19 protein-coding genes are annotated in these 17,534 nt (G+C 60.1%); 11 read left to right on the forward strand and 8 right to left on the reverse strand.

Annotation, left to right across the window (positions count from 1 at the left end; all coding sequences use genetic code 11):
- Window positions 1–114 precede the first annotated feature (114 nt).
- The 3 genes from PspCFBP13528_RS19025 to PspCFBP13528_RS19035 all read right to left on the reverse strand — a co-directional run bounded on the left by PspCFBP13528_RS19025 (window position 115) and on the right by PspCFBP13528_RS19035 (window position 3,672).
- On the reverse strand, window positions 115–1,566 hold the full coding sequence (locus PspCFBP13528_RS19025; RefSeq protein ID WP_065949455.1) for an amidase family protein: 1,452 nt from the start codon (window positions 1,564–1,566) through the stop codon (window positions 115–117).
- Between the two features lie 200 nt (window positions 1,567–1,766).
- On the reverse strand, window positions 1,767–2,504 hold the full coding sequence (locus tag PspCFBP13528_RS19030) for a hypothetical protein (protein ID WP_178084445.1): 738 nt from the start codon (window positions 2,502–2,504) through the stop codon (window positions 1,767–1,769).
- A gap of 109 nt (window positions 2,505–2,613) precedes the next feature.
- A complete protein-coding gene (locus PspCFBP13528_RS19035) occupies window positions 2,614–3,672 on the reverse strand; it encodes an MBL fold metallo-hydrolase (protein ID WP_137201249.1) in 1,059 nt (352 codons plus the stop codon).
- A gap of 121 nt (window positions 3,673–3,793) precedes the next feature.
- On the opposite strand from PspCFBP13528_RS19035, the gene PspCFBP13528_RS19040 reads away from it, so the two are divergent.
- The 3 genes from PspCFBP13528_RS19040 (at window position 3,794) to PspCFBP13528_RS19050 (ending at window position 6,607) form a co-directional block, all read left to right on the forward strand.
- Window positions 3,794–4,420, forward strand: a complete 627-nt coding sequence (locus PspCFBP13528_RS19040) for a TetR/AcrR family transcriptional regulator (protein ID WP_065949434.1) — start codon at window positions 3,794–3,796, stop codon at window positions 4,418–4,420.
- A 276-nt stretch (window positions 4,421–4,696) separates the two neighbouring features.
- Entirely contained in the window at window positions 4,697–6,016 is a 1,320-nt protein-coding gene (locus PspCFBP13528_RS19045) for a PAS domain-containing methyl-accepting chemotaxis protein (RefSeq protein ID WP_065949433.1), read from the forward strand.
- Window positions 6,017–6,088: 72 nt separating this feature from the next.
- Window positions 6,089–6,607, forward strand: a complete 519-nt coding sequence (locus PspCFBP13528_RS19050; protein ID WP_065949432.1) for a DUF1003 domain-containing protein — start codon at window positions 6,089–6,091, stop codon at window positions 6,605–6,607.
- On the opposite strand, the gene PspCFBP13528_RS19055 is transcribed toward PspCFBP13528_RS19050, so the two are convergent.
- Window positions 6,604–7,488: a LysR family transcriptional regulator gene (locus PspCFBP13528_RS19055; protein ID WP_065949431.1), complete on the reverse strand. Its 885-nt coding sequence runs from the start codon at window positions 7,486–7,488 to the stop codon at window positions 6,604–6,606. The genes PspCFBP13528_RS19050 and PspCFBP13528_RS19055 overlap by 4 nt on opposite strands.
- An 80-nt stretch (window positions 7,489–7,568) precedes the next feature.
- On the opposite strand from PspCFBP13528_RS19055, the gene PspCFBP13528_RS19060 reads away from it, so the two are divergent.
- Together PspCFBP13528_RS19060 and PspCFBP13528_RS19065 are read left to right on the forward strand one after the other, a co-directional pair.
- Window positions 7,569–8,276 (forward strand): CTP synthase, encoded by a 708-nt coding sequence (locus PspCFBP13528_RS19060; RefSeq protein WP_137201250.1) that lies wholly within the window; start codon window positions 7,569–7,571, stop codon window positions 8,274–8,276.
- Window positions 8,273–8,593, forward strand: coding sequence for an antibiotic biosynthesis monooxygenase (locus PspCFBP13528_RS19065; RefSeq protein ID WP_065949429.1), 321 nt, complete (start codon window positions 8,273–8,275; stop codon window positions 8,591–8,593). Before PspCFBP13528_RS19060 ends, PspCFBP13528_RS19065 begins: the two co-directional genes overlap by 4 nt.
- A 45-nt stretch (window positions 8,594–8,638) precedes the next feature.
- On the opposite strand, the gene PspCFBP13528_RS19070 is transcribed toward PspCFBP13528_RS19065, so the two are convergent.
- Complete coding sequence (locus PspCFBP13528_RS19070; protein WP_065949428.1) at window positions 8,639–8,962, reverse strand: DUF2025 family protein; 324 nt, start codon at window positions 8,960–8,962, stop codon at window positions 8,639–8,641.
- A gap of 232 nt (window positions 8,963–9,194) precedes the next feature.
- Here PspCFBP13528_RS19070 and PspCFBP13528_RS19075 point away from each other — a divergent pair, with 232 nt between their 5' ends.
- Both PspCFBP13528_RS19075 and PspCFBP13528_RS19080 read left to right on the forward strand, forming a co-directional pair.
- On the forward strand, window positions 9,195–10,346 hold the full coding sequence (locus PspCFBP13528_RS19075; protein WP_137201251.1) for a glycerophosphodiester phosphodiesterase family protein: 1,152 nt from the start codon (window positions 9,195–9,197) through the stop codon (window positions 10,344–10,346).
- 91 nt (window positions 10,347–10,437) lie between these two features.
- Entirely contained in the window at window positions 10,438–10,746 is a 309-nt protein-coding gene (locus PspCFBP13528_RS19080; RefSeq protein WP_101219979.1) for a PepSY domain-containing protein, read from the forward strand.
- A 151-nt stretch (window positions 10,747–10,897) separates the two neighbouring features.
- Here PspCFBP13528_RS19080 and PspCFBP13528_RS19085 read toward each other — a convergent pair whose 3' ends face one another.
- Window positions 10,898–11,341 carry a hypothetical protein gene (locus PspCFBP13528_RS19085; protein ID WP_137201252.1) on the reverse strand — a complete coding sequence of 148 codons (444 nt, stop codon included), beginning with the start codon at window positions 11,339–11,341 and terminating at the stop codon, window positions 10,898–10,900.
- A gap of 98 nt (window positions 11,342–11,439) precedes the next feature.
- Here PspCFBP13528_RS19085 and PspCFBP13528_RS19090 point away from each other — a divergent pair, with 98 nt between their 5' ends.
- Window positions 11,440–12,468 carry a transporter gene (locus PspCFBP13528_RS19090; protein WP_065949425.1) on the forward strand — a complete coding sequence of 343 codons (1,029 nt, stop codon included), beginning with the start codon at window positions 11,440–11,442 and terminating at the stop codon, window positions 12,466–12,468.
- A 96-nt stretch (window positions 12,469–12,564) separates the two neighbouring features.
- Window positions 12,565–14,169: an inorganic phosphate transporter gene (locus PspCFBP13528_RS19095; RefSeq protein ID WP_065949424.1), complete on the forward strand. Its 1,605-nt coding sequence runs from the start codon at window positions 12,565–12,567 to the stop codon at window positions 14,167–14,169.
- A gap of 160 nt (window positions 14,170–14,329) precedes the next feature.
- Here the strand turns inward: PspCFBP13528_RS19095 and PspCFBP13528_RS19105 are convergent, their stop codons facing one another.
- On the reverse strand, window positions 14,330–15,226 hold the full coding sequence (locus tag PspCFBP13528_RS19105) for a LysR family transcriptional regulator (RefSeq protein WP_101219978.1): 897 nt from the start codon (window positions 15,224–15,226) through the stop codon (window positions 14,330–14,332).
- A 105-nt stretch (window positions 15,227–15,331) separates the two neighbouring features.
- Here PspCFBP13528_RS19105 and PspCFBP13528_RS19110 point away from each other — a divergent pair, with 105 nt between their 5' ends.
- A complete protein-coding gene (locus PspCFBP13528_RS19110; RefSeq protein ID WP_065949423.1) occupies window positions 15,332–16,093 on the forward strand; it encodes an SDR family oxidoreductase in 762 nt (253 codons plus the stop codon).
- A gap of 11 nt (window positions 16,094–16,104) precedes the next feature.
- Here PspCFBP13528_RS19110 and PspCFBP13528_RS19115 read toward each other — a convergent pair whose 3' ends face one another.
- Window positions 16,105–16,542 (reverse strand): multidrug/biocide efflux PACE transporter, encoded by a 438-nt coding sequence (locus PspCFBP13528_RS19115; protein WP_137201253.1) that lies wholly within the window; start codon window positions 16,540–16,542, stop codon window positions 16,105–16,107.
- Between the two features lie 88 nt (window positions 16,543–16,630).
- Here PspCFBP13528_RS19115 and PspCFBP13528_RS19120 point away from each other — a divergent pair, with 88 nt between their 5' ends.
- A complete protein-coding gene (locus tag PspCFBP13528_RS19120) occupies window positions 16,631–17,485 on the forward strand; it encodes a LysR family transcriptional regulator (protein WP_137201254.1) in 855 nt (284 codons plus the stop codon).
- Window positions 17,486–17,534 lie beyond the last annotated feature (49 nt).

Consider the following 17,534-nt stretch of genomic DNA (forward strand, 5'->3'; position numbering starts at 1 on the left):
GTTCAAGCCACGCCGACATCGGGCCAGCAGTGGCGCAGCTCTACGCATTATTTGTCGGTTGGCCGCACAGGGACAACCTCTACCCTGCGCCGTTGAGCAGAGGTTGGATCACCTTCAGACGTTGCCTGCAGGTGCCTCGGCCGCGTTATCTGCCGTTACGGGTGCTGGCGTAAACGGAGTGCCCGGGAGGAATGCCGGCTCTTTGATCGCCTGTGTGGCCTGCTCATAAACATAGGCAGCGGACAGTAAGGTGGCCTCGCTGTTAGCCGCCCCGTAAAGGTAAAGTGCAGTTGGCATACCTTCATCATCCATGCCCGAGGGAACGGACATTGCGGGGTAACCTGCCGCAGCACTGAAGAAATAATTGTTTGAGAGGAAATTCGACACCATGGCGTCGAGCTTGTGCTCTTTCATCGGATCATCGATGGTCTTTTGAAAAACAGGGAGGACGGCGTCCCACAGCTTATCGCGCTGGTCCTGAGTCGTTTCCAGGCCATTGATAAGCTCAAGCAGCTTGTGATCAGGCTCACCAGGTTGCTGGTTACGCTTATTGAATGCGATCAGCTCGGTGAGCGATTTGACAGGCAAGCCTTCGCGTCCGGCAAGATACTCTTCCAAGTGATGCTTGACGTCTGAAAACAACGCTTCGTTGTAATCGGTGTAGGTTTGCTCCTCGACGCCATCCTCGAGGGTGCCAACGGGCACCAGGATCGCACCTTGAGCCCGCAACACCTCAAGCGCCTGTGCGTAATGCTTGCTGTCGGCCCGCTTCGCGGGGTCCCTGGCCTCCTCTGCAGACAATTCAGGCACAGGCGTGTAGCCAATGCGCTTGCCTTTCAACGCGTCGGGCCGCAATCCTTCGGTATAGACACGGGTTTCGGCCATGGCGTTGAGCGCTTCTGCCGCATCACAGACATTACGGGTGAATGTGCCAATCGTATCCATGCGTGAGCTGGTCATGACCCCCTCGTTGCTCAGCAAGCCTACGGAGGTTTTCAAGCCAAAAACGCCGTTATAAGCCGCTGGAGTAATGACCGACCCGCTGGTTTCCAGCCCCAACGCCAGCGGCACATGCCCCTGGGCAACTGCCACTGCTGAGCCTGAACTCGACCCTGCCACCGCCCCTCCGAGGCGATGTGGGTTCAGCGTTTGGCCGCCTCGCGAACTCCAGCCATCCACGGGCAGTTTGGAGCGGAAGTTAGACAGTTCGCTCATGTTGGTTTTACCAACCACCACTACCCCTGCCCCCAGCAAGTTGTCCACAACCCTGGCATTTTTAGTCGCGCTCTCTCCCACCAACGCCTTGGAACCAGCGCTTGTCTGCATACGGTCCCCGGTTTCGAACACATCCTTGAGTGCAATGGGAACGCCATGCAAATACCCGCGCAAATGGCCCTTTTTACGTTCCAGATCGCGAGCCCTGGCGTCCTTGAGGGCATCCGGGTTGGTTTCTACAAACGCGTTACCGCCCTGCAGTCCACGATCAACATTAGCGATTTGTCTGAGGGAGTCCTTCACCAGCGACTCTGAGGTGACCGCACCACGGCTGGACATCTCCCCTGCCATTTGACAGGCGCCCTTGAAGCCCTGCGGCGGATTTGAAAGTTCTTGCACCAGGCCTGACGCCCACCCACCTGCCGAAACGGGTCCGATCATAAAATACCCCTTTAAGTGACTGAATGAGGGCTATCGTCCGATAACCCGACAGCAGTCTAAGAGGTTGTTCCGGCAGCTCTATGCAGAGCTAATCCCACTGCCCGGTATGATCATTCCATAACTGCTGTAGGTACGCTGGATGCTATCAGTTGAGCATAAATTCGCAGCAGAACCTTCACCCGCTCACCCGCCCAGCGGGCCCCATAAAACCAGAGCCTGGCCCCCTCTTCCAGTGCCTGGCAGCCACTGGGGTAGCCGCTTCTGCAAGCGGCATGAAACGCCTGGCTTTGCTCGTCTGACATCAAGGCATCCAAACGATGACGGGTCACAAGCCCATCAATGGCAGTGCCGGATTCAAGCGGGTCGCTCGTACACTGCGCGTCCACTGCTACTAACTGCACGCCCGCCTGGCGCAGGATGACGAGCGCGCGCTGCAGGGTCGCACTGTGATCGGCGGGTTCGATCTGACCATCGCGTACATATCGGCTGGCATAACCGATACGCCATCCCTCCAGCACCAGGGATGCATCCGAAGCGCTGCTGTTTTGCACCAGGGGGACTTCAACCATCACGGGCTCAGTGGGGTCGACACCACTGATTGCGATCAGTGATAAAGCCGGGTCTCGCGTGGGCCTGATCATTGGCGCCAAAGCATTGTAGCCGGGTATGAGCACCGCTCCCTCAGCGCGCGTAGCACCGAAGACGATAGCACCGGAGTTGGCGTTGTCGGTTCGCGCCTGGATGGGGCTGGAAGAACCAGGATCAGCGCTCTCATGCGCAACGGCGTGCGTGCACGCCGGTAAGCAGGGTATGCCCAATCGCCACACTTTCTTGCAGTTATCGTTCATGACAACGTCTCCCCCTACATTAAATTTCCGAGGGATCATCGCACTCCCGTCCGACGTTTGTCGCAGCGTTGAAACACCCTGAAAACACCTTTTTCCCCACGCTCGTTAATCAGCCTGCAGCGTGTCCTTTTGCATCTTGAGTCTCTACTTCCAGCCACCACGCATGCCCTCGCTCGGGCTGGTTGAGCCTGAACGCCTGCCCCATGGCCGGTGTAGTGATCGACACATTGCGCTCCCAGGCCAGTGCCATGATGCGGTCGAACGGCTCGTGCCAGGCGTGGAACGCCAGGTCGAACGTGCCGTTGTGAATCGGTAGCAGCCAACGGCCCCTGAGGTCGATATGCGCCTGCAATGTTTGCTCCGGCTGCATATGCACGTGAGGCCAGTCGACGTTGTAGGCCCCGGTTTCCATGAGGGTCAGGTCAAACGGTCCGTATTGCTCGCCGATCCGCTTGAAGCCGTCGAAATACCCCGTATCGCCGCTGAAAAATATCCGCCGCGCGTCATCGATCATCACCCAGGAACACCATAGGGTCTGATTGCCGTCAAACAGGCCACGCCCGGAAAAATGCTGCGCCGGCGTGGCAACAAAACGGACGCCATCGACCTCGGTGCCCTGCCACCAGTCCAGTTGCCGCACTTTGCCGGCATCCACACCCCATTTGACCAGCGTGTCTCCCACCCCCAGAGGCGCCAGAAAGTAGCGCGTCTTGTCGGCTAATTGGACGACCGCCGCGCGGTCGAGGTGGTCGTAGTGATTGTGGGACAGGATCACCGCCTCCAAGGGCGGCAATGCTTCAAGGGTGATAGGCGGTGGGTGGAAACGCTTGGGGCCGGCCCAACTGAACGGCGAGGCGCGCTCGGCGAACACCGGGTCGGTGATCCAGAACTTGTCGCGCATTTTCAGCAGCACGGTTGAATGGCCCAGGCGGAACACACTGTGATTGGGGGCTGCCTCCAGGTGTTCACGGGTCAGGCTCTGTACCGGGATGTTGCCCACAGGCCTTGTAGTAAGCGGTTTGTTAAACAACATGTTCCAAAAGATGCGCAAGGTCTTGCCAAAGCCACCGTGCGGCACCGGCGCATCGTTATGGAAGTGGCCCTGCTCCCGCTCGGCAGGCTTGAGCGCAGTGGGTGCGGGATCGAGACGGGTTGAAAGGGTGCCCATTACACAGTGACTCCTACGTCTGCTCATGAATTACACTGCACAGTGTAGTTTCTACATTGCAACAAAATCCTGAACAAGTAAACTGCCGAGTGTAATTTCATTTTTGAGCCGAACGTCCTCCATGAATGCCTCCCCACGCCTCACCGACCGTAAACGCGAAGCTATCGTGACGGCGGCCATCGCCGAATTTCGCAAGAATGGCTTCGAGGTCACCAGCATGGACAGGATCGCCGCCACTGCCGGCGTTTCCAAGCGTACGGTCTATAACCACTTCCCCAGTAAAGAAGAGCTATTCGCCGAAATTCTCCATCAGTTGTGGGCCAGCAGTGCCGCGCAGCTGGATGTGGCATACAGCAGCGACCAACCGTTGCGCGATCAACTGCGCAAGTTGCTGGAAGCGAAAATGAAGATGATGTCGGACGCCAACTTCCTCGACCTGGCGCGCGTGGCCATTGCGGCCACCATTCATTCGCCGGAACGCGCCCAGGACATGGTCAGCCGCCTGAGCGCGCGTGAAGAAGGCTTTACCTTGTGGGTACGCGCCGCCCAGGAAGACGGACGACTGAGTGGCGACGATCCGGCGTTCGCCGCTCACCAGATACAAAGCCTGCTCAAGGCCTTTGCTTTCTGGCCGCAGATTACCCTTGGCCAACCCACCCTCGACGCAGCGTCCCAGGCCCATGTGATCGAATCGGCGATCGATCTGTTCCTCGCAGGTTATGAGGTCAATACCCTCCGTCGCCGGTAAGACGTCGGCCTGAGTCGTCTTACAACTCTTCGTCTGAATCTTCCTCCGAAAGCCTGCCGAGATAGCATACTGCCACCACTGGTCACCTAGTCAGAAAAAAGCTTCCCAGGAGGCGAACTTCCTGGCTGGCCAATCACTCTGAACCCGTTGTTCCACCCCCTCTGTCAGCACAAGGAAGCTGGCAATGAGCAAGTCAACCGTGAGGCCCAGATGCCCTACGGGGTCAGGCGCATCTACATGGAATCCTCATACGCATGCCTGCTCGAGCTCCCGAACATGCTATTCAACGCTTACAAAAAAACCATCACTGCCTTGCAACACACCACTGCGCAACAAGCCAGCCTGCTGGACGCGATCGAGCGTTCCATGGCGGTTATCGAATTCGACCTGCAGGGCACGGTGCTGCGCGCCAATGACAATTTCTTCAAGACCATGGGCTACCGCGCCGAACAGATCCTGGGCCAACCCCACCGCATGTTCTGCACACCGACGTTCGCCCGCAGCGCCGAGTACAACCAGCTGTGGACGCAGTTGCGTAACGGCCAATTCCAGTCAGGCACCTTTGAACGGGTAGGCGCCGATGGCCAATCGGTATGGCTGGAAGCCAGTTACAACCCGGTCAAGGATGAAGCCGGCCGCGTGATCAAAGTGGTGAAGTACGCGATGGACGTCACCCCACGCCTGCAGGCCGAAAGTGAAGCCAACGCCAAGCTGCAAGCCATCGACCGCGCCATGGCGATGATCGAGTTCAACCTCGATGGCACCATCATCACCGCCAATGCGAACTTCCTGCAGCGCACGGGCTACAGCCTGGCGCAGATCCAGGGCAAGCATCACCGTCTGTTCTGCACCCCGGCGCTTGCCGGCAGCGCTGCCTACAGCGAATTCTGGAAGCGTCTGAACCAGGGTGAACTGTTCAACGGCCAGTTCGAGCGCGTGGACAAGCACGGCAACGCGCTGTGGCTCGAAGCCAACTACAACCCGGTGTACGACGCCAGCGGGCGTCTGTGCAAAGTGGTGAAGTTTGCCTCGGATGTCACCGCCCGTGTGCAACAGCATGCCGCTGACGCGCAAAGCGCTGCGCAGGCGTATCACCTGTCGCTCAATACCCAGGACATGGCCGAAAAGGGCGCCGACGTGATTCAGAAAACCGCCACCGGCATGCGCGAAATCGCCGTCGATATTGACGCCTCCTCGCAACTGATCGCCAAGTTGGGTGAGCGGTCGCAGCAGATCACCACCATCGTCAACACCATTCGCGGTATCGCCGACCAGACCAACCTGCTGGCCCTCAACGCCGCCATCGAAGCGGCCCGCGCGGGGGAGCAAGGCCGTGGCTTTGCCGTGGTCGCCGATGAAGTCCGCCAATTGGCGGCGCGTACCAGCGGCTCCACGGCGGAAATTTCCGGCATGATCGCCATGATCCAGGACGAAACCCGCCAGGCCATCGACAGCATGGACGCCACCCGCGACCGCGCGGCTCAGGGCGTGGAGCTGGCCAACCAGGCCGGTACGGTGATCCTGCAGATTCGTGAAGGCACCAGCGAGGCGGTGCAGGCGGTGAGCGCGTTCGCCAATGAGCGGGGCAATCGCTGACGGCTTCTTCATGTGCCTGGCCGGGGCTCGGTCTATAGTGCGTAAGCCTTACGCCATCGACTCGAGCCTGCCATGACTTCAGATAAACCTGACCCAATCCCTGTCGACCACCTGCGTTTCCATCGCCACCACGCTCACCTGGCGCCGACCTTTGGCAACGACACCTTTGCCCTCAAGGCCGAAGCCTTCGCGCGCTTCTTTGGCACCCCAACGTTCCTTGGCGCGCAAACCGCCATTGTGGTGCTGTGGGTGGTGCTGAACATGACCGGCATCACCCACTTCGACGTCTACCCCTTCATCTTGCTCAACCTGGCCTTCAGTCTGCAATCGGCCTATGCCGCGCCGCTGATCCTGCTGGCCCAGACGCGCCAGGCGGCGCGCGACAAAGCCCAGTCCGACGCCGACGCACAACACCGCGAAGCCCTGGCCACCGCCAATACCGCACGCCAGGCCCAGGCGGAACAGACCACCCAACAGCTGCTGGAACTGTTGGAGCAGAACACGCGGCTGACGGAAATGACCAAACAGCTGACCGAGCGTATCGAAACCCTGACCTGTGAAATGCATCAGCACTTTGTGCGCAAAACCTAATGGCGCAGCCAGCGCACGTGTCGCCCCAGCTCATCAAACAGCGTCACCACCGAACGCAACGCCCGGCAATCAGGGCGCGTCAACAGCCACAGCGCCGTCTCATGCCCTGCCAACGCGGGTCCCAGGGGCTGCAGGCCATCGTTTATCAGGAAATCCGGCAACGCGGCCACCCCAAGCCCGGCGCGTACCAATTCCGTCACCGACTGCATGCTGTTGCAGCGATAACCGGGACGCACGCCCGGCAGATGCTCACGGCGCCAGGCCACGGTGGGGTGGTCGGGCAAAAAGTCGTCCGGCGCGATCCAGGCCAGGTCGGCCAGTTCCTGGCCTGCATGCCGACGGGCATAGTCGGCACTGGCGCACACCTGATAGGTCACCGTGCCCAGGCAACGTCCGACAAGATGCTCCGGCGGCTTGCGGGTCAGACGCAGCGCGATATCCGCATCGCGGCGGCTGAGGTTGGCGAAATCGTTGGAGGTGCTCAGTTCCAGGATCAACGCCGGATAGTCCGCCATGAACCTGGCCAGGGCGGGTAGCAGCAGACCTTGCAGCACCGAGTCGGTACAGGTCAGGCGCACCGTGCCGCTGATCACTTCACCGCCCTGCTCCACACCGATACGCGCAGCCTCCAGGGCAAGCTCCGCGCGCTCGGCCTGCTGCGCCAAGTGGTTGGCTAAACTGGTAGGCAGATAGCCAGCGCGGCTTTTTTCAAACAACGTCTGGCCCAGGGCTGCTTCCAGGCGCCGCACTGCCCGGAACACTGTGGACACATCCACCCGCAGCAACCCCGCCGCCCGCGCCAGCGTGCCGCCACGGACCAGAGCGAGGACCAGCGACAGGTCGGTGTAGTCGACCTGATAGTGCGCGGCTGCATTGACCATGTGGGAAAACGCCAATATCGATTGCGTGAGCGCCAATCTATAGTGCCCTTCAGGTCACCACAAGCCATGGGATGCACACGATGAACGACACCCCGCTTCACCTCGCTCTGATCGGCGATTACAACCCCGACGTGATTGCGCACCAAGCCATCCCGGTAGCGCTGCAACAAGCGGCCCAAGCCCTGAAGCTGAGCGTGAACCTGCACTGGCTCGGCACCGACACCCTCACCTCGACGGCCTCGCTGCACGGGTTCGACGGCTTTTGGTGCGTGCCTGCCAGCCCTTACCGCGATACCGAAGGCGCGCTGCGAGCCATCCGCTTTGCCCGCGAACAGCGGCGGCCGTTCCTCGGCACCTGCGGCGGTTTTCAGCACGCTGTGCTCGAATATGCCCGCAACGTGCTGGGATGGGCGGATGCCGAACACGGCGAGTTGGTACCGGGCGCCAGGCGCGCAGTCATTACGCCATTGAGCTGTGCGCTGGTGGAAGCAAGCGACACCGTGCGCCTGCTACCCAACACGCGTATCGCCCAAGCCTACGGCAGCCTGGATATCCACGAAGGTTATCGTTGCAGCTTCGGTATCAATCCAGAGTTCGCTCATGCACTGCTCGAGGGGGAGATGATTCCCGGCGGGCATGATGCTGCCGGCGAACTTCGTGCGATGGAACTGCTGAACCATCCTTTTTTCGTCGCCACGCTGTTCCAACCCGAACGTGCCGCCCTCAAAGGCACCACCCCACCGCTGGCAATTGCCCTGCTCAAGGCGTGCCGGGAGGCCTCGGCATGATCGCCAAGACACCGACACCCCCCTACTACGCGGTGATCTTCAGCTCACTGCGCACCGAGGGCGACCAGGGCTACGCTCAGGCCGCCACGCGCATGGTGGAGCTGGCGCGTGCACAGCCGGGATTTCTCGGCGTGGAGTCGGCGCGGGAAGAGGGATTGGGGATCACCGTGTCTTACTGGAGCAGCGAAGCGGCGATCCTGGCCTGGAAACAGCAGGCCGAACATCGACAGGTGCGAGAGCAAGGGCGTTCCCTCTGGTACACAGCGTTTCAAACCCGCGTATGCAAAGTAGAGCGGGACTACAGATTCCCGACGTGAACCTTCGGCCCGCCCCCACAGGTTGACCTTCACACAGGTGCAGGCCTAGCTGACCAGGCTACGCAACGCACTGATCTGCGGGATCTCGGCCCGGCGCATGTACACCCGCAACGGTTCGCTGATGTTGAGCCGATCGTCGATATTCTGCTCCAGCAGTAATTGAATGCGTGCGCGCGACAGGATCATGGTGTGGTCGGCAGCCGGTACCCAGACGAACTCGGCGGTGGGAATGATGCCGTCATCGGCCACGTCCATGCCGAAGGCATCTTCGCTGAAACGCACGATGTACTGACCCGTCTTGCGATTCAGGCCGACAAAACCGTGGAGTTGGTCGGCGGCCTGGCAGATAAGCTCGGAAGTGATGCGCATGGTAAACCTCACTGAAAAGTCCCACAGGGACTGGAAAGATGGTTTACACGCGTGGCAAAAAATACCGCCCTCTGACGGGGCAGCTGTGGCTAAGAGTACTGCAATACATCGCAGAAAAACCCACAAAATTGGCGCGTGCGCACGTTAATGTCAGTTTGGTGATAGCGCCTTTCGCAATCAATTGTTAAAAAGGACACCTTCTCAAAGCTACCTCCACGAAAGGACTTCGCATATGCCTGTCACGTTAACCAACGGCCCGGTGCGCACCACGATAGGGAGTGCCGTGCTGCTGGCGCTGATGCTCGGCCTTGCTCCCGCACAGGCTGCCGACCCGATCAGCCCGGCTGAACTGGCAACAAACGAAGGCATCCCCTACCCTGCCGTGATCGCCCACCGCGGCGCGTCCTATGACGCCCCCGAGTCCACCGCCGCCGCCTACAAGGTCGCGCGCGACCTGGGCGCCGACTACCTGGAACTGGACCTGCAGCGCAGCAAGGACGGCGTATTGTTCGCCCTGCACGACAACAACCTGCAACGCACCACCGACGTGGCGACCAAGTTCCCCGAGCGTAAAGACGCGCCAGCCAACGAATTCACCTGGAAAGAACTGCAAAGCCTGGACGCCGGCAGCTGGTTCAACGCCGCCTACCCGGACCGTGCACGCCCAGGTTTCGTCGGCCTGAAAATCCAGAGCCTGGATGACATCATCAAGATCGCCGAAGGCAATCCGCAACATAAGCCCGGCCTGTACATCGAGACCAAGGAGCCCAAGCAATTCCCGGGCATCGAGGCCGACCTGAAAAACAAGTTGCTGGACAAGGGCTGGTTGAGCTCTGCCGGCTCCAAGCTGGGCAAGAGCAACACCGGTGTCGGCCAGGGCAAGGGCCGTGTGGTGCTGCAAACCTTCGAGGTGGCCAGCCTGAAAGAACTGCAGAAAGAAATGCCCAACACGCCGAAGATCCTGCTGTTGTGGGTCGGTGAAGGCAGCATTGAACCCAAATCCAAAGTGACCTTCGCCGAGTCCGGCGAAGCGACCAAAGCTGCCTATTACGCCAAGCAGGAACCGAAAGACGCGGCCGAGTTCGAAAAATGGGTCGACCAGGCCAAAAGCCTCGGCGCCATCGGCACCGGCCCGTCGGCTGAACTGACCGACCATGGCGACCAGAGCTACACCGACCTGGTCAAGCCTGAGATGAACAAGCTGACCCACGACAGGGGCCTGTTGGTGCATGTGTACACCGTGGATGAGCCGGTTGATTTCGACAAAGTGATGAAGGCCGGTGTCGATGGCATCTTCACCAACCGTGCCGCCGAACTGTTGAAGTTCTACAAGCGCTGGCCGTCGTCCAGCGTGCAGGACCTGCTGAGCGATCATAAATACTGAGGCGTTGGTGTCAGTGAGCCATTAAGGATGAGTTAAGTTGCGCCGGTTAATCTGGCGCCACTTAAACAACTCAACCAGAAGGACACACACCATGAAAACCTTGACCGCTCTGTTCGCCGCCACCGCCCTGACGCTGACTGCCGGCCTGGCCCAGGCGGATGTTCGTCCGGATCAGATTGAAGGCCTGCTCAAGTCCGGTGCCGTGATGCCATTCGAAAAACTCAACGCTGCGGCCGTCGCCAAACATGCTGGCGCAACGATCAACGACACCGAGTTGGACCACAACAACAGCGGCGTACTCGTTTATGAAGTTGACCTGACCGACACCGCCGGCAAGAAATACGAAGTCAAGCTCGACGCCAAAACCGGCGCTGTGCTGGAAGACAAACTCGACACTTGAGTTACGCTTAAAGATAAAACGCCAACTGGTTGGCGTTTTATTCATTTAAGAAGCCACTCAATTGAAACCTTCACTTAATAAAAGTACAAGCGATCACACCCAATACTCACCCACGTCAGGGAAACCATCACTTCGGCACTCAGGTGTGAGTTCAATTGCTTTGCCCGCCCTCGTTGAGCACATACACTATATTGGATTGATCGCCGCCAAGCGGGCCAGATACTTCATATCGGATAGCTTGCCAACAGCACCGCACGGCAAATGGCGGGATATCAATTGAAATACAGGTTGGATTGCTGGCGTCCACAATACTCCCCGCTACTGGCGTCCCATCAACGTAGACCGTGATGGTAATGTACCCCCATGGAGGAAGGTTTGTTATTGGGGGCACTTCCACTGTCAAAGGGTCAAAGTGGCCGACATTTACAGTCACGCCAAATTCATTTGCACGGCTGCCAGGAATCTCAAGGTCTGGAAGTGTAGAGGCTATCATTGTAGTTGTCCTGTTGAGTGATAAAGTTAGTACTACAACCCCATTCAACATGAAGTTTTTATAATCATCTACTGTCAGAAACAACAGGTATAGACCAGTCATTCGCAACAGTCAGATTCACAACAGCGGACATTTGCCCTTCACGAAACTGCAATATAATTTCCCTCACAATGCTGGCAGTCTCCACCGCGCGAGCTCTCATGAACCATAGTATCGACCACGCCCATCAGGACCCCGACCTGTTTGGCCTGCTTTACGGTTTCCGCTTTCTCCCCGGCGAAAAAGGCCAGCAGATTGACTCCGCTGCCGCGCTGCAGTGGCTGCAACAACCCGGTGACCCGCAGGCATTTCTCTGGCTGCACCTGAACCTGGCCCATGCCGCCTGTGAGCGCTGGATGCAAGCGCACCTGGAACTGCCCGAGGAGTTCTTCGAAGCGCTGCACGAGGGCTCGCGCTCCACGCGCATCGAGCATGTCGATTCGGCCCTGCTGGCGGTGGTCAACGACGTGGTATTCAATTTCAGCAGCATGGTCTCCTCGGATATATCCACCTTGTGGGTGTGCGCGCGCAGTCGCTTGCTGATCAGTGCGCGCCTGCAACCGCTGCACTCGGTGGATAAGTTGCGCTCGTCGGTGAAGGCCGGTGAACGTTTTCGCTCGCCGCTGGAGTTGCTGGTGCATTTGCTGCGCGACCAGGGCGAAGTGCTGACGCAGATCGTGCGCAAGACCAGCCTCAGCGTCGATCATATCGAAGACCAGTTGCTGTCCTCGCGCCTGTCCACCAACCGCGCCGAACTCGGTGCCGCGCGCCGCGTGCTGGTGCGTTTGCAACGCCTGCTGGCACTGGAACCGGGCTCGCTGTTACGCCTGCTCAACCGGCCGCCGCACTGGCTGCAAAAGGAAGACGTGAAGGAGCTGCGCAAATCCACTGAAGAGTTCGCGCTGATCATCAACGACCTGACGGCCCTGGGCGAGCGCATCAAGCTGTTGCAGGAAGAGATCGCCGCCAACCTCAACGAGCAAAGCAACCGCACGCTGTTCACCCTCACGGTGGTGACAGTGCTGGCGCTGCCGATCAACATCATCGCCGGATTTTTCGGCATGAATGTGGGTGGGGTGCCGCTGTCACAGGACCCGGAAGGCTTTTGGATATTGGTCGCGCTGGTGGCGACCTTCACCCTGATTGCCGGGCGCTGGGCATTCAGAAAGCGTAAGGATTTAATGAACTGACAGGCACTCCCCACCTAAACACTGACCTGTCGCAGCATCTCTGTAACAATTTGCAATGATCATGAACGCCATCCTCCTCACACTGGATGCTCCGGCATGGCCACCCCTTCCCTGACTGCCTCACCCTCTGCCCCAACACCGCGCCTGGACACCAAGCCCGGCCTGGTCACGGTGATCATGTTCTTCGCCGTGCTCGCCATGGGCCTGCTGTTCACCGCCTACAGCCTGATGCATGACATGCACGAAATGGGCGCTCAGCTCACCACCTGGACCCCATTCCTGCTGCTCGGCGTGGCGCTGCTGATCGCCCTGGGCTTTGAGTTCGTCAATGGCTTTCACGACACCGCCAATGCGGTGGCCACGGTGATCTATACCAACTCGCTGCCGCCGCATTTTGCGGTGGTGTGGTCGGGCTTTTTCAATTTTCTCGGCGTGCTGCTATCCAGCGGCGCGGTGGCGTTCGGCATCATCGCCCTGCTGCCGGTGGAGCTGATCCTGCAGGTGGGCTCATCGGCCGGCTTCGCGATGATTTTCGCCCTGCTGATCGCCGCGATCCTGTGGAACCTCGGCACCTGGTGGCTGGGTTTGCCGGCGTCGTCGTCCCACACACTGATCGGCTCGATCATTGGCGTCGGCGTGGCGAATGCGTTGATGCATGGTCGCGATGGCACCAGTGGAGTGGATTGGAGCCAGGCGGCCAAGATCGGTTACGCGCTGCTGTTGTCGCCGCTGATCGGCTTTGCGTTTGCCGCCTTGCTGTTGCTGGCGCTGCGCGCCTTTGTGAAGAATCGCTCGCTGTACAAAGCGCCCAAGGGCGACACCCCGCCGCCGTGGTGGATTCGCGGCATGCTGATCGTCACCTGCACCGGTGTGTCGTTCGCCCACGGCTCCAACGATGGGCAAAAAGGCATGGGCCTGATCATGCTGATCCTGGTGGGCACCCTGCCGATGGCCTACGCCCTGAACCGCACCATGCCCGCCGACCAGTCGCTGCAATTCGCGGCGGTCGCCGAAGTTACCCAGGCTGCGTTGGTAAAAACAACACCGCAGCCGGCACCCGCCGATTCCCGTGCAACCTTGTCGACCTATGTGCGCACCCAGCAGGCCACGCCGGAACTGGTGCCCGCGCTCGCCGCCATCACCGGGCACATCGGCGCCGAAGTCAAAGGCTATGGCTCCCTGGCCGCAGTACCGGCTGAAGCGGTGGGCAACGTGCGTAACGACATGTACCTGACCAGCGAAACCATCCGCCTGATGGACAAGGGCAAGGTCGGCGATTTCGACGCCGACACCCAGGGCAAACTGCAGCTGTTCAAGCAACAGATCGACAGCGCCACGCGCTTTATCCCGCTGTGGGTCAAGATCGCAGTGGCCATCGCCCTGGGGCTCGGCACCATGGTCGGCTGGAAGCGCATCGTGGTGACGGTGGGCGAGAAGATCGGCAAGACCCACCTGACGTACGCCCAGGGCGCCTCGGCCGAGACCGTGGCGATGCTGACCATTGGCGCGGCGGACATGTTCGGTCTGCCGGTATCGACCACTCATGTGTTGTCATCGGGTGTGGCCGGGACCATGGTGGCCAACGGTGGCGGCTTGCAGATGCGCACCATCCGCAATTTGTTGATGGCCTGGGTCTTGACGTTGCCGGCGGCGATTGTGTTGTCGGGCAGCCTTTACTGGCTGTTCACCCAACTGTTCTGACCCTCCCTCAATCGAATGTAGGAGCGAGCTTGCTCGCGAAAAACGTCAACGATAACGCGTGCTTTCTGAATGAGCGCGGTGCCTGTGAGTTTTTCGCGAGCAAGAGCTAGGCGCCCCCCTCGCTCCTGCAAAAAGCGTTATTAGTGGTTGGCGGCGCAAGTCAAAGATGGGCTTGCAGGGTGGCGGCCAACCATTCCATGAACACCCGCACGCGCAACGGCAAATGCCGCTGGCCGGCGTAGAGCAACGACACGTCCAGCGGCGGCGCCGGGTAATCAGCCAGCACCGCGACCAATTCACCACTGGCCAGCAAGTCGCGAATGCCGAGCCGTGGCACTTGAATAATGCCAAAGCCGCCCAGGCACGCCGCCTGGTACGCATCGGTGCTGTTGACGGTCACCCGCCCGGCCATCGGCAACCGCTGCACCTTGTTGCCTTGCAGGTACTCGAACCCCGTTGACCGTGCGCCCAGCGGCCGTACGTAATGCACCAGCCGATGATGTTGCAGGTCAGCCAGGGTGTGCGGAATGCCGTAGCGCTGCACATACCCTGCGCTCACGCAGTTGACCATCGCCATGCTGCACACCCGCCGCGCCACCACGCTCTGGTCGGGCTGGGCCCCCACGCGCACCACGCAATCGAAGCCTTCGGCGATCAGGTCCACCTGGCGGTCCGAGCTGCCGATTTGCATCTCGATCAGGGGGTGGCGTTCCATGAACGGCGGCAGGTTGGGCACGATCAGCGTGCGCGCTATCACGTTGGGCATGTCCACCCGTATGCGCCCGGCCAACTGGGTTTCGTCCTGTCGAAACAGGCCCTCCAGTTCCTCCATGTGCGCCAGCAAATCCTTGCTGCGCTCATACAACACCTGGCCGTCCTGGGTGGCCTGCACCTTGCGCGTGGTGCGTTGCAACAGGCGTGCACCGAGCAGTTCTTCCAGGGCGCGTACCTGTTCGGACACGGTGGAGCGCGGCAGGCCGAGGCTTTCACCGGCCTGGGTAAAGCTCGACAGTTCGGTCACGCGCACAAAAGTGCGCAGCAGCTCAAGTTTATTCACGGGATTGTTCGCCATGTCCGACCAGTGATTCCGGTACAGCGTTGTTTATCACGTTATGGGCGGACAAATACACTCAGTCCCATCATCACTCAAGAGGACTGCACCATGACCCCACGTAAAATCGCACTGATCACCGGCGCCAGCCGCGGCTTGGGCAAAAGCGCTGCACTGCACCTTGCCGCCCAGGGCGTCGATATCCTCGGCACTTACCACAGCAAGGCCGATGAGGCGCAGGCGTTAGTGGCGCAAATCGAACAACTGGGCGGCCGTGCGGCGATGTTGCAACTGGATGTCAGCCAGAGCGCGACGTTCGAAGGTTTCGCCGATCAAGTAACTGACGCGCTCAAGGATGTGTTCGCACAGGATCACTTTGATTTTCTGGTCAACAACGCCGGTATCGGCATTCACGCAAGCTTTGCCGAAACCACCGAAGCCCAGTTCGACCAACTGGTCGCGATCCAATTCAAAGGGCCCTTTTTTCTGACACAGAAGCTGTTGCCGTTGATTCGCGACGGTGGTCGCATTCTCAATGTGTCCAGCGGCCTGGCGCGCTTCAGCCTGCCGGGCTACGCGGCCTACGCGGCGATGAAAGGCGCGATGGAAGTGCTGACCCGCTACCAGGCCAAGGAGCTCGGCGCGCGTGGCATCAGCGTAAATATCCTCGCCCCTGGCGCGATTGAAACCGACTTCGGCGGCGGTGCGGTACGCGATAACGCCAACCTCAATGCCATGGTCGCCAACAACACCGCCCTGGGCCGCGCCGGTCTGCCCGACGATATTGGCGGGGCCATCGCGCTGCTGCTGGCCGATGGCGGCCAATGGATCACCGGCCAGCGGATTGAGGCCTCGGGCGGCATGTTTCTGTAAGCGGCTGACGGCTACAGGGCGATGGGTGTTTTGCGGGTGACTCGTTCCCGAATCACGTCATACGCCCAGTGGTACACATAGGTGTACGGCAGGAAGAACAGCAGTACGCCGATGTCGAGCATGAACGCCTGCAGCAGGCTGATATTCAGCCATCCGGCTACCAACGGCACCACCACAATAATCAACCCGCCCTCGAACAGCAGCGCATGCACTATGCGGGTCCGGCCGTTGTTGCTCAGTTGCAGGCGCGCCTTGAGGCGGTCGAACAGGCTGTTGAAGAGGATGTTCCACGTCAGCGCGATCAGGCTGATCGCCAGGGCGACCATGCCCATCTCCAGCGCAGGCTTGTCCATGATCCACGCCAGCAACGGCGTGCAGATCAACAACGCCAGCGCTTCGAAACCGATGGCCTGGCAAACACGTTCAGTAATCGACTTGGTAGGGTTCATGACCCGGCTCCTTGAGTGACGATGGTTGCCATGATCACGCGTGGAGCCGATACTTCATAACCAATAACCATCGATCAAGGCGATAGTCATGGCCTCCCATGAAGTGCTCCAGGCGTTTGTCCAGGCCGCCACCCAGGGTTCGTTTTCCGCCGCCGCACGCAAGTTGGGCAAGAGCCAGTCGACCATCAGCGCAGCGGTGGCAAGCCTGGAAATCGATCTGGATGTGATGTTGTTCGATCGCAGCAGCCGCAAGCCGGCGCTGACCCCCGCCGGCCAGGTGCTGTTGCAGCGCGCCGAACAGGTGCTGGAGGCCAGCAGCCGACTGGACCTGGCGGCCAGTCAATTGGCCCAGGGGCTGGAGCCGAAGCTGAGTATCGCCATGTCCGATACCTACCAGTCCGACCGTTTCGAAGTCGCCCTCAGCGCCTTTGAACAACGCTACCCGGACCTTGAGTTGGAATGCCTGATCGCCGAGTGCGAAGACCTGATCGCCCTGGTGCAAAGCGGCCGGGCGCACATCGCGTTTATCGAGCAGCAGGAGGTTTATCCCCCTGACCTCAGTTGCTCGCCGGTTGAAGAACGCACCGAAATCGCCTTGTTCGTCTCGCCCAAACACCCGCTGGCGAGCCTGCCCGGTCTTGATCCGCACACCCTGCAACAGCATCGGGAGCTGCGCCTGGCAAGCATCATCAACCCTGACGAAAACCGTGGCGCCCAACGCGTGTGGTCGGCGCCGAGCTACCTGATGCTGATGGAGATGGCGCAACTGGGCTTTGGCTGGGCCCCCATACCGCGCTGGTTGGTGGAGCGCTTCGGCGGCAACCAGTTGGTCGAGCTCAAGGTGCGCGGTTGGCCGCGCTCGGTGGCGGTGGACGCGATGTGGTCGCGGCAGCAACCGCCGGGCCCGGCGGGGAGTTGGTTGTTGGCAAAGATGCTTGAGTAAGCAATCAAGACCGACGTATGCAAGAGGCAAAAGCGCCGTAAGCGAATGA

The organism is Pseudomonas sp. CFBP13528 (assembly GCF_005233615.1).
Classification (GTDB): Bacteria; Pseudomonadota; Gammaproteobacteria; order Pseudomonadales; family Pseudomonadaceae; genus Aquipseudomonas; species Aquipseudomonas fluorescens_AM.

Coding starts and splice junctions, on each gene's coding strand:
- PspCFBP13528_RS19025 (WP_065949455.1), bottom strand. CDS start 1,566: ATGGCAGGGGAGATGTCCAGCCGTGGTGCGGTCACCTCAGAGTCGCTG.
- PspCFBP13528_RS19030 (WP_178084445.1), bottom strand. CDS start 2,504: ATGAACGATAACTGCAAGAAAGTGTGGCGATTGGGCATACCCTGCTTA.
- PspCFBP13528_RS19035 (WP_137201249.1), bottom strand. CDS start 3,672: ATGGGCACCCTTTCAACCCGTCTCGATCCCGCACCCACTGCGCTCAAG.
- PspCFBP13528_RS19040 (WP_065949434.1), top strand. CDS start 3,794: ATGAATGCCTCCCCACGCCTCACCGACCGTAAACGCGAAGCTATCGTG.
- PspCFBP13528_RS19045 (WP_065949433.1), top strand. CDS start 4,697: ATGCTATTCAACGCTTACAAAAAAACCATCACTGCCTTGCAACACACC.
- PspCFBP13528_RS19050 (WP_065949432.1), top strand. CDS start 6,089: ATGACTTCAGATAAACCTGACCCAATCCCTGTCGACCACCTGCGTTTC.
- PspCFBP13528_RS19055 (WP_065949431.1), bottom strand. CDS start 7,488: ATGGTCAATGCAGCCGCGCACTATCAGGTCGACTACACCGACCTGTCG.
- PspCFBP13528_RS19060 (WP_137201250.1), top strand. CDS start 7,569: ATGAACGACACCCCGCTTCACCTCGCTCTGATCGGCGATTACAACCCC.
- PspCFBP13528_RS19065 (WP_065949429.1), top strand. CDS start 8,273: ATGATCGCCAAGACACCGACACCCCCCTACTACGCGGTGATCTTCAGC.
- PspCFBP13528_RS19070 (WP_065949428.1), bottom strand. CDS start 8,962: ATGCGCATCACTTCCGAGCTTATCTGCCAGGCCGCCGACCAACTCCAC.
- PspCFBP13528_RS19075 (WP_137201251.1), top strand. CDS start 9,195: ATGCCTGTCACGTTAACCAACGGCCCGGTGCGCACCACGATAGGGAGT.
- PspCFBP13528_RS19080 (WP_101219979.1), top strand. CDS start 10,438: ATGAAAACCTTGACCGCTCTGTTCGCCGCCACCGCCCTGACGCTGACT.
- PspCFBP13528_RS19085 (WP_137201252.1), bottom strand. CDS start 11,341: ATGACTGGTCTATACCTGTTGTTTCTGACAGTAGATGATTATAAAAAC.
- PspCFBP13528_RS19090 (WP_065949425.1), top strand. CDS start 11,440: ATGAACCATAGTATCGACCACGCCCATCAGGACCCCGACCTGTTTGGC.
- PspCFBP13528_RS19095 (WP_065949424.1), top strand. CDS start 12,565: ATGGCCACCCCTTCCCTGACTGCCTCACCCTCTGCCCCAACACCGCGC.
- PspCFBP13528_RS19110 (WP_065949423.1), top strand. CDS start 15,332: ATGACCCCACGTAAAATCGCACTGATCACCGGCGCCAGCCGCGGCTTG.
- PspCFBP13528_RS19115 (WP_137201253.1), bottom strand. CDS start 16,542: ATGAACCCTACCAAGTCGATTACTGAACGTGTTTGCCAGGCCATCGGT.
- PspCFBP13528_RS19120 (WP_137201254.1), top strand. CDS start 16,631: ATGGCCTCCCATGAAGTGCTCCAGGCGTTTGTCCAGGCCGCCACCCAG.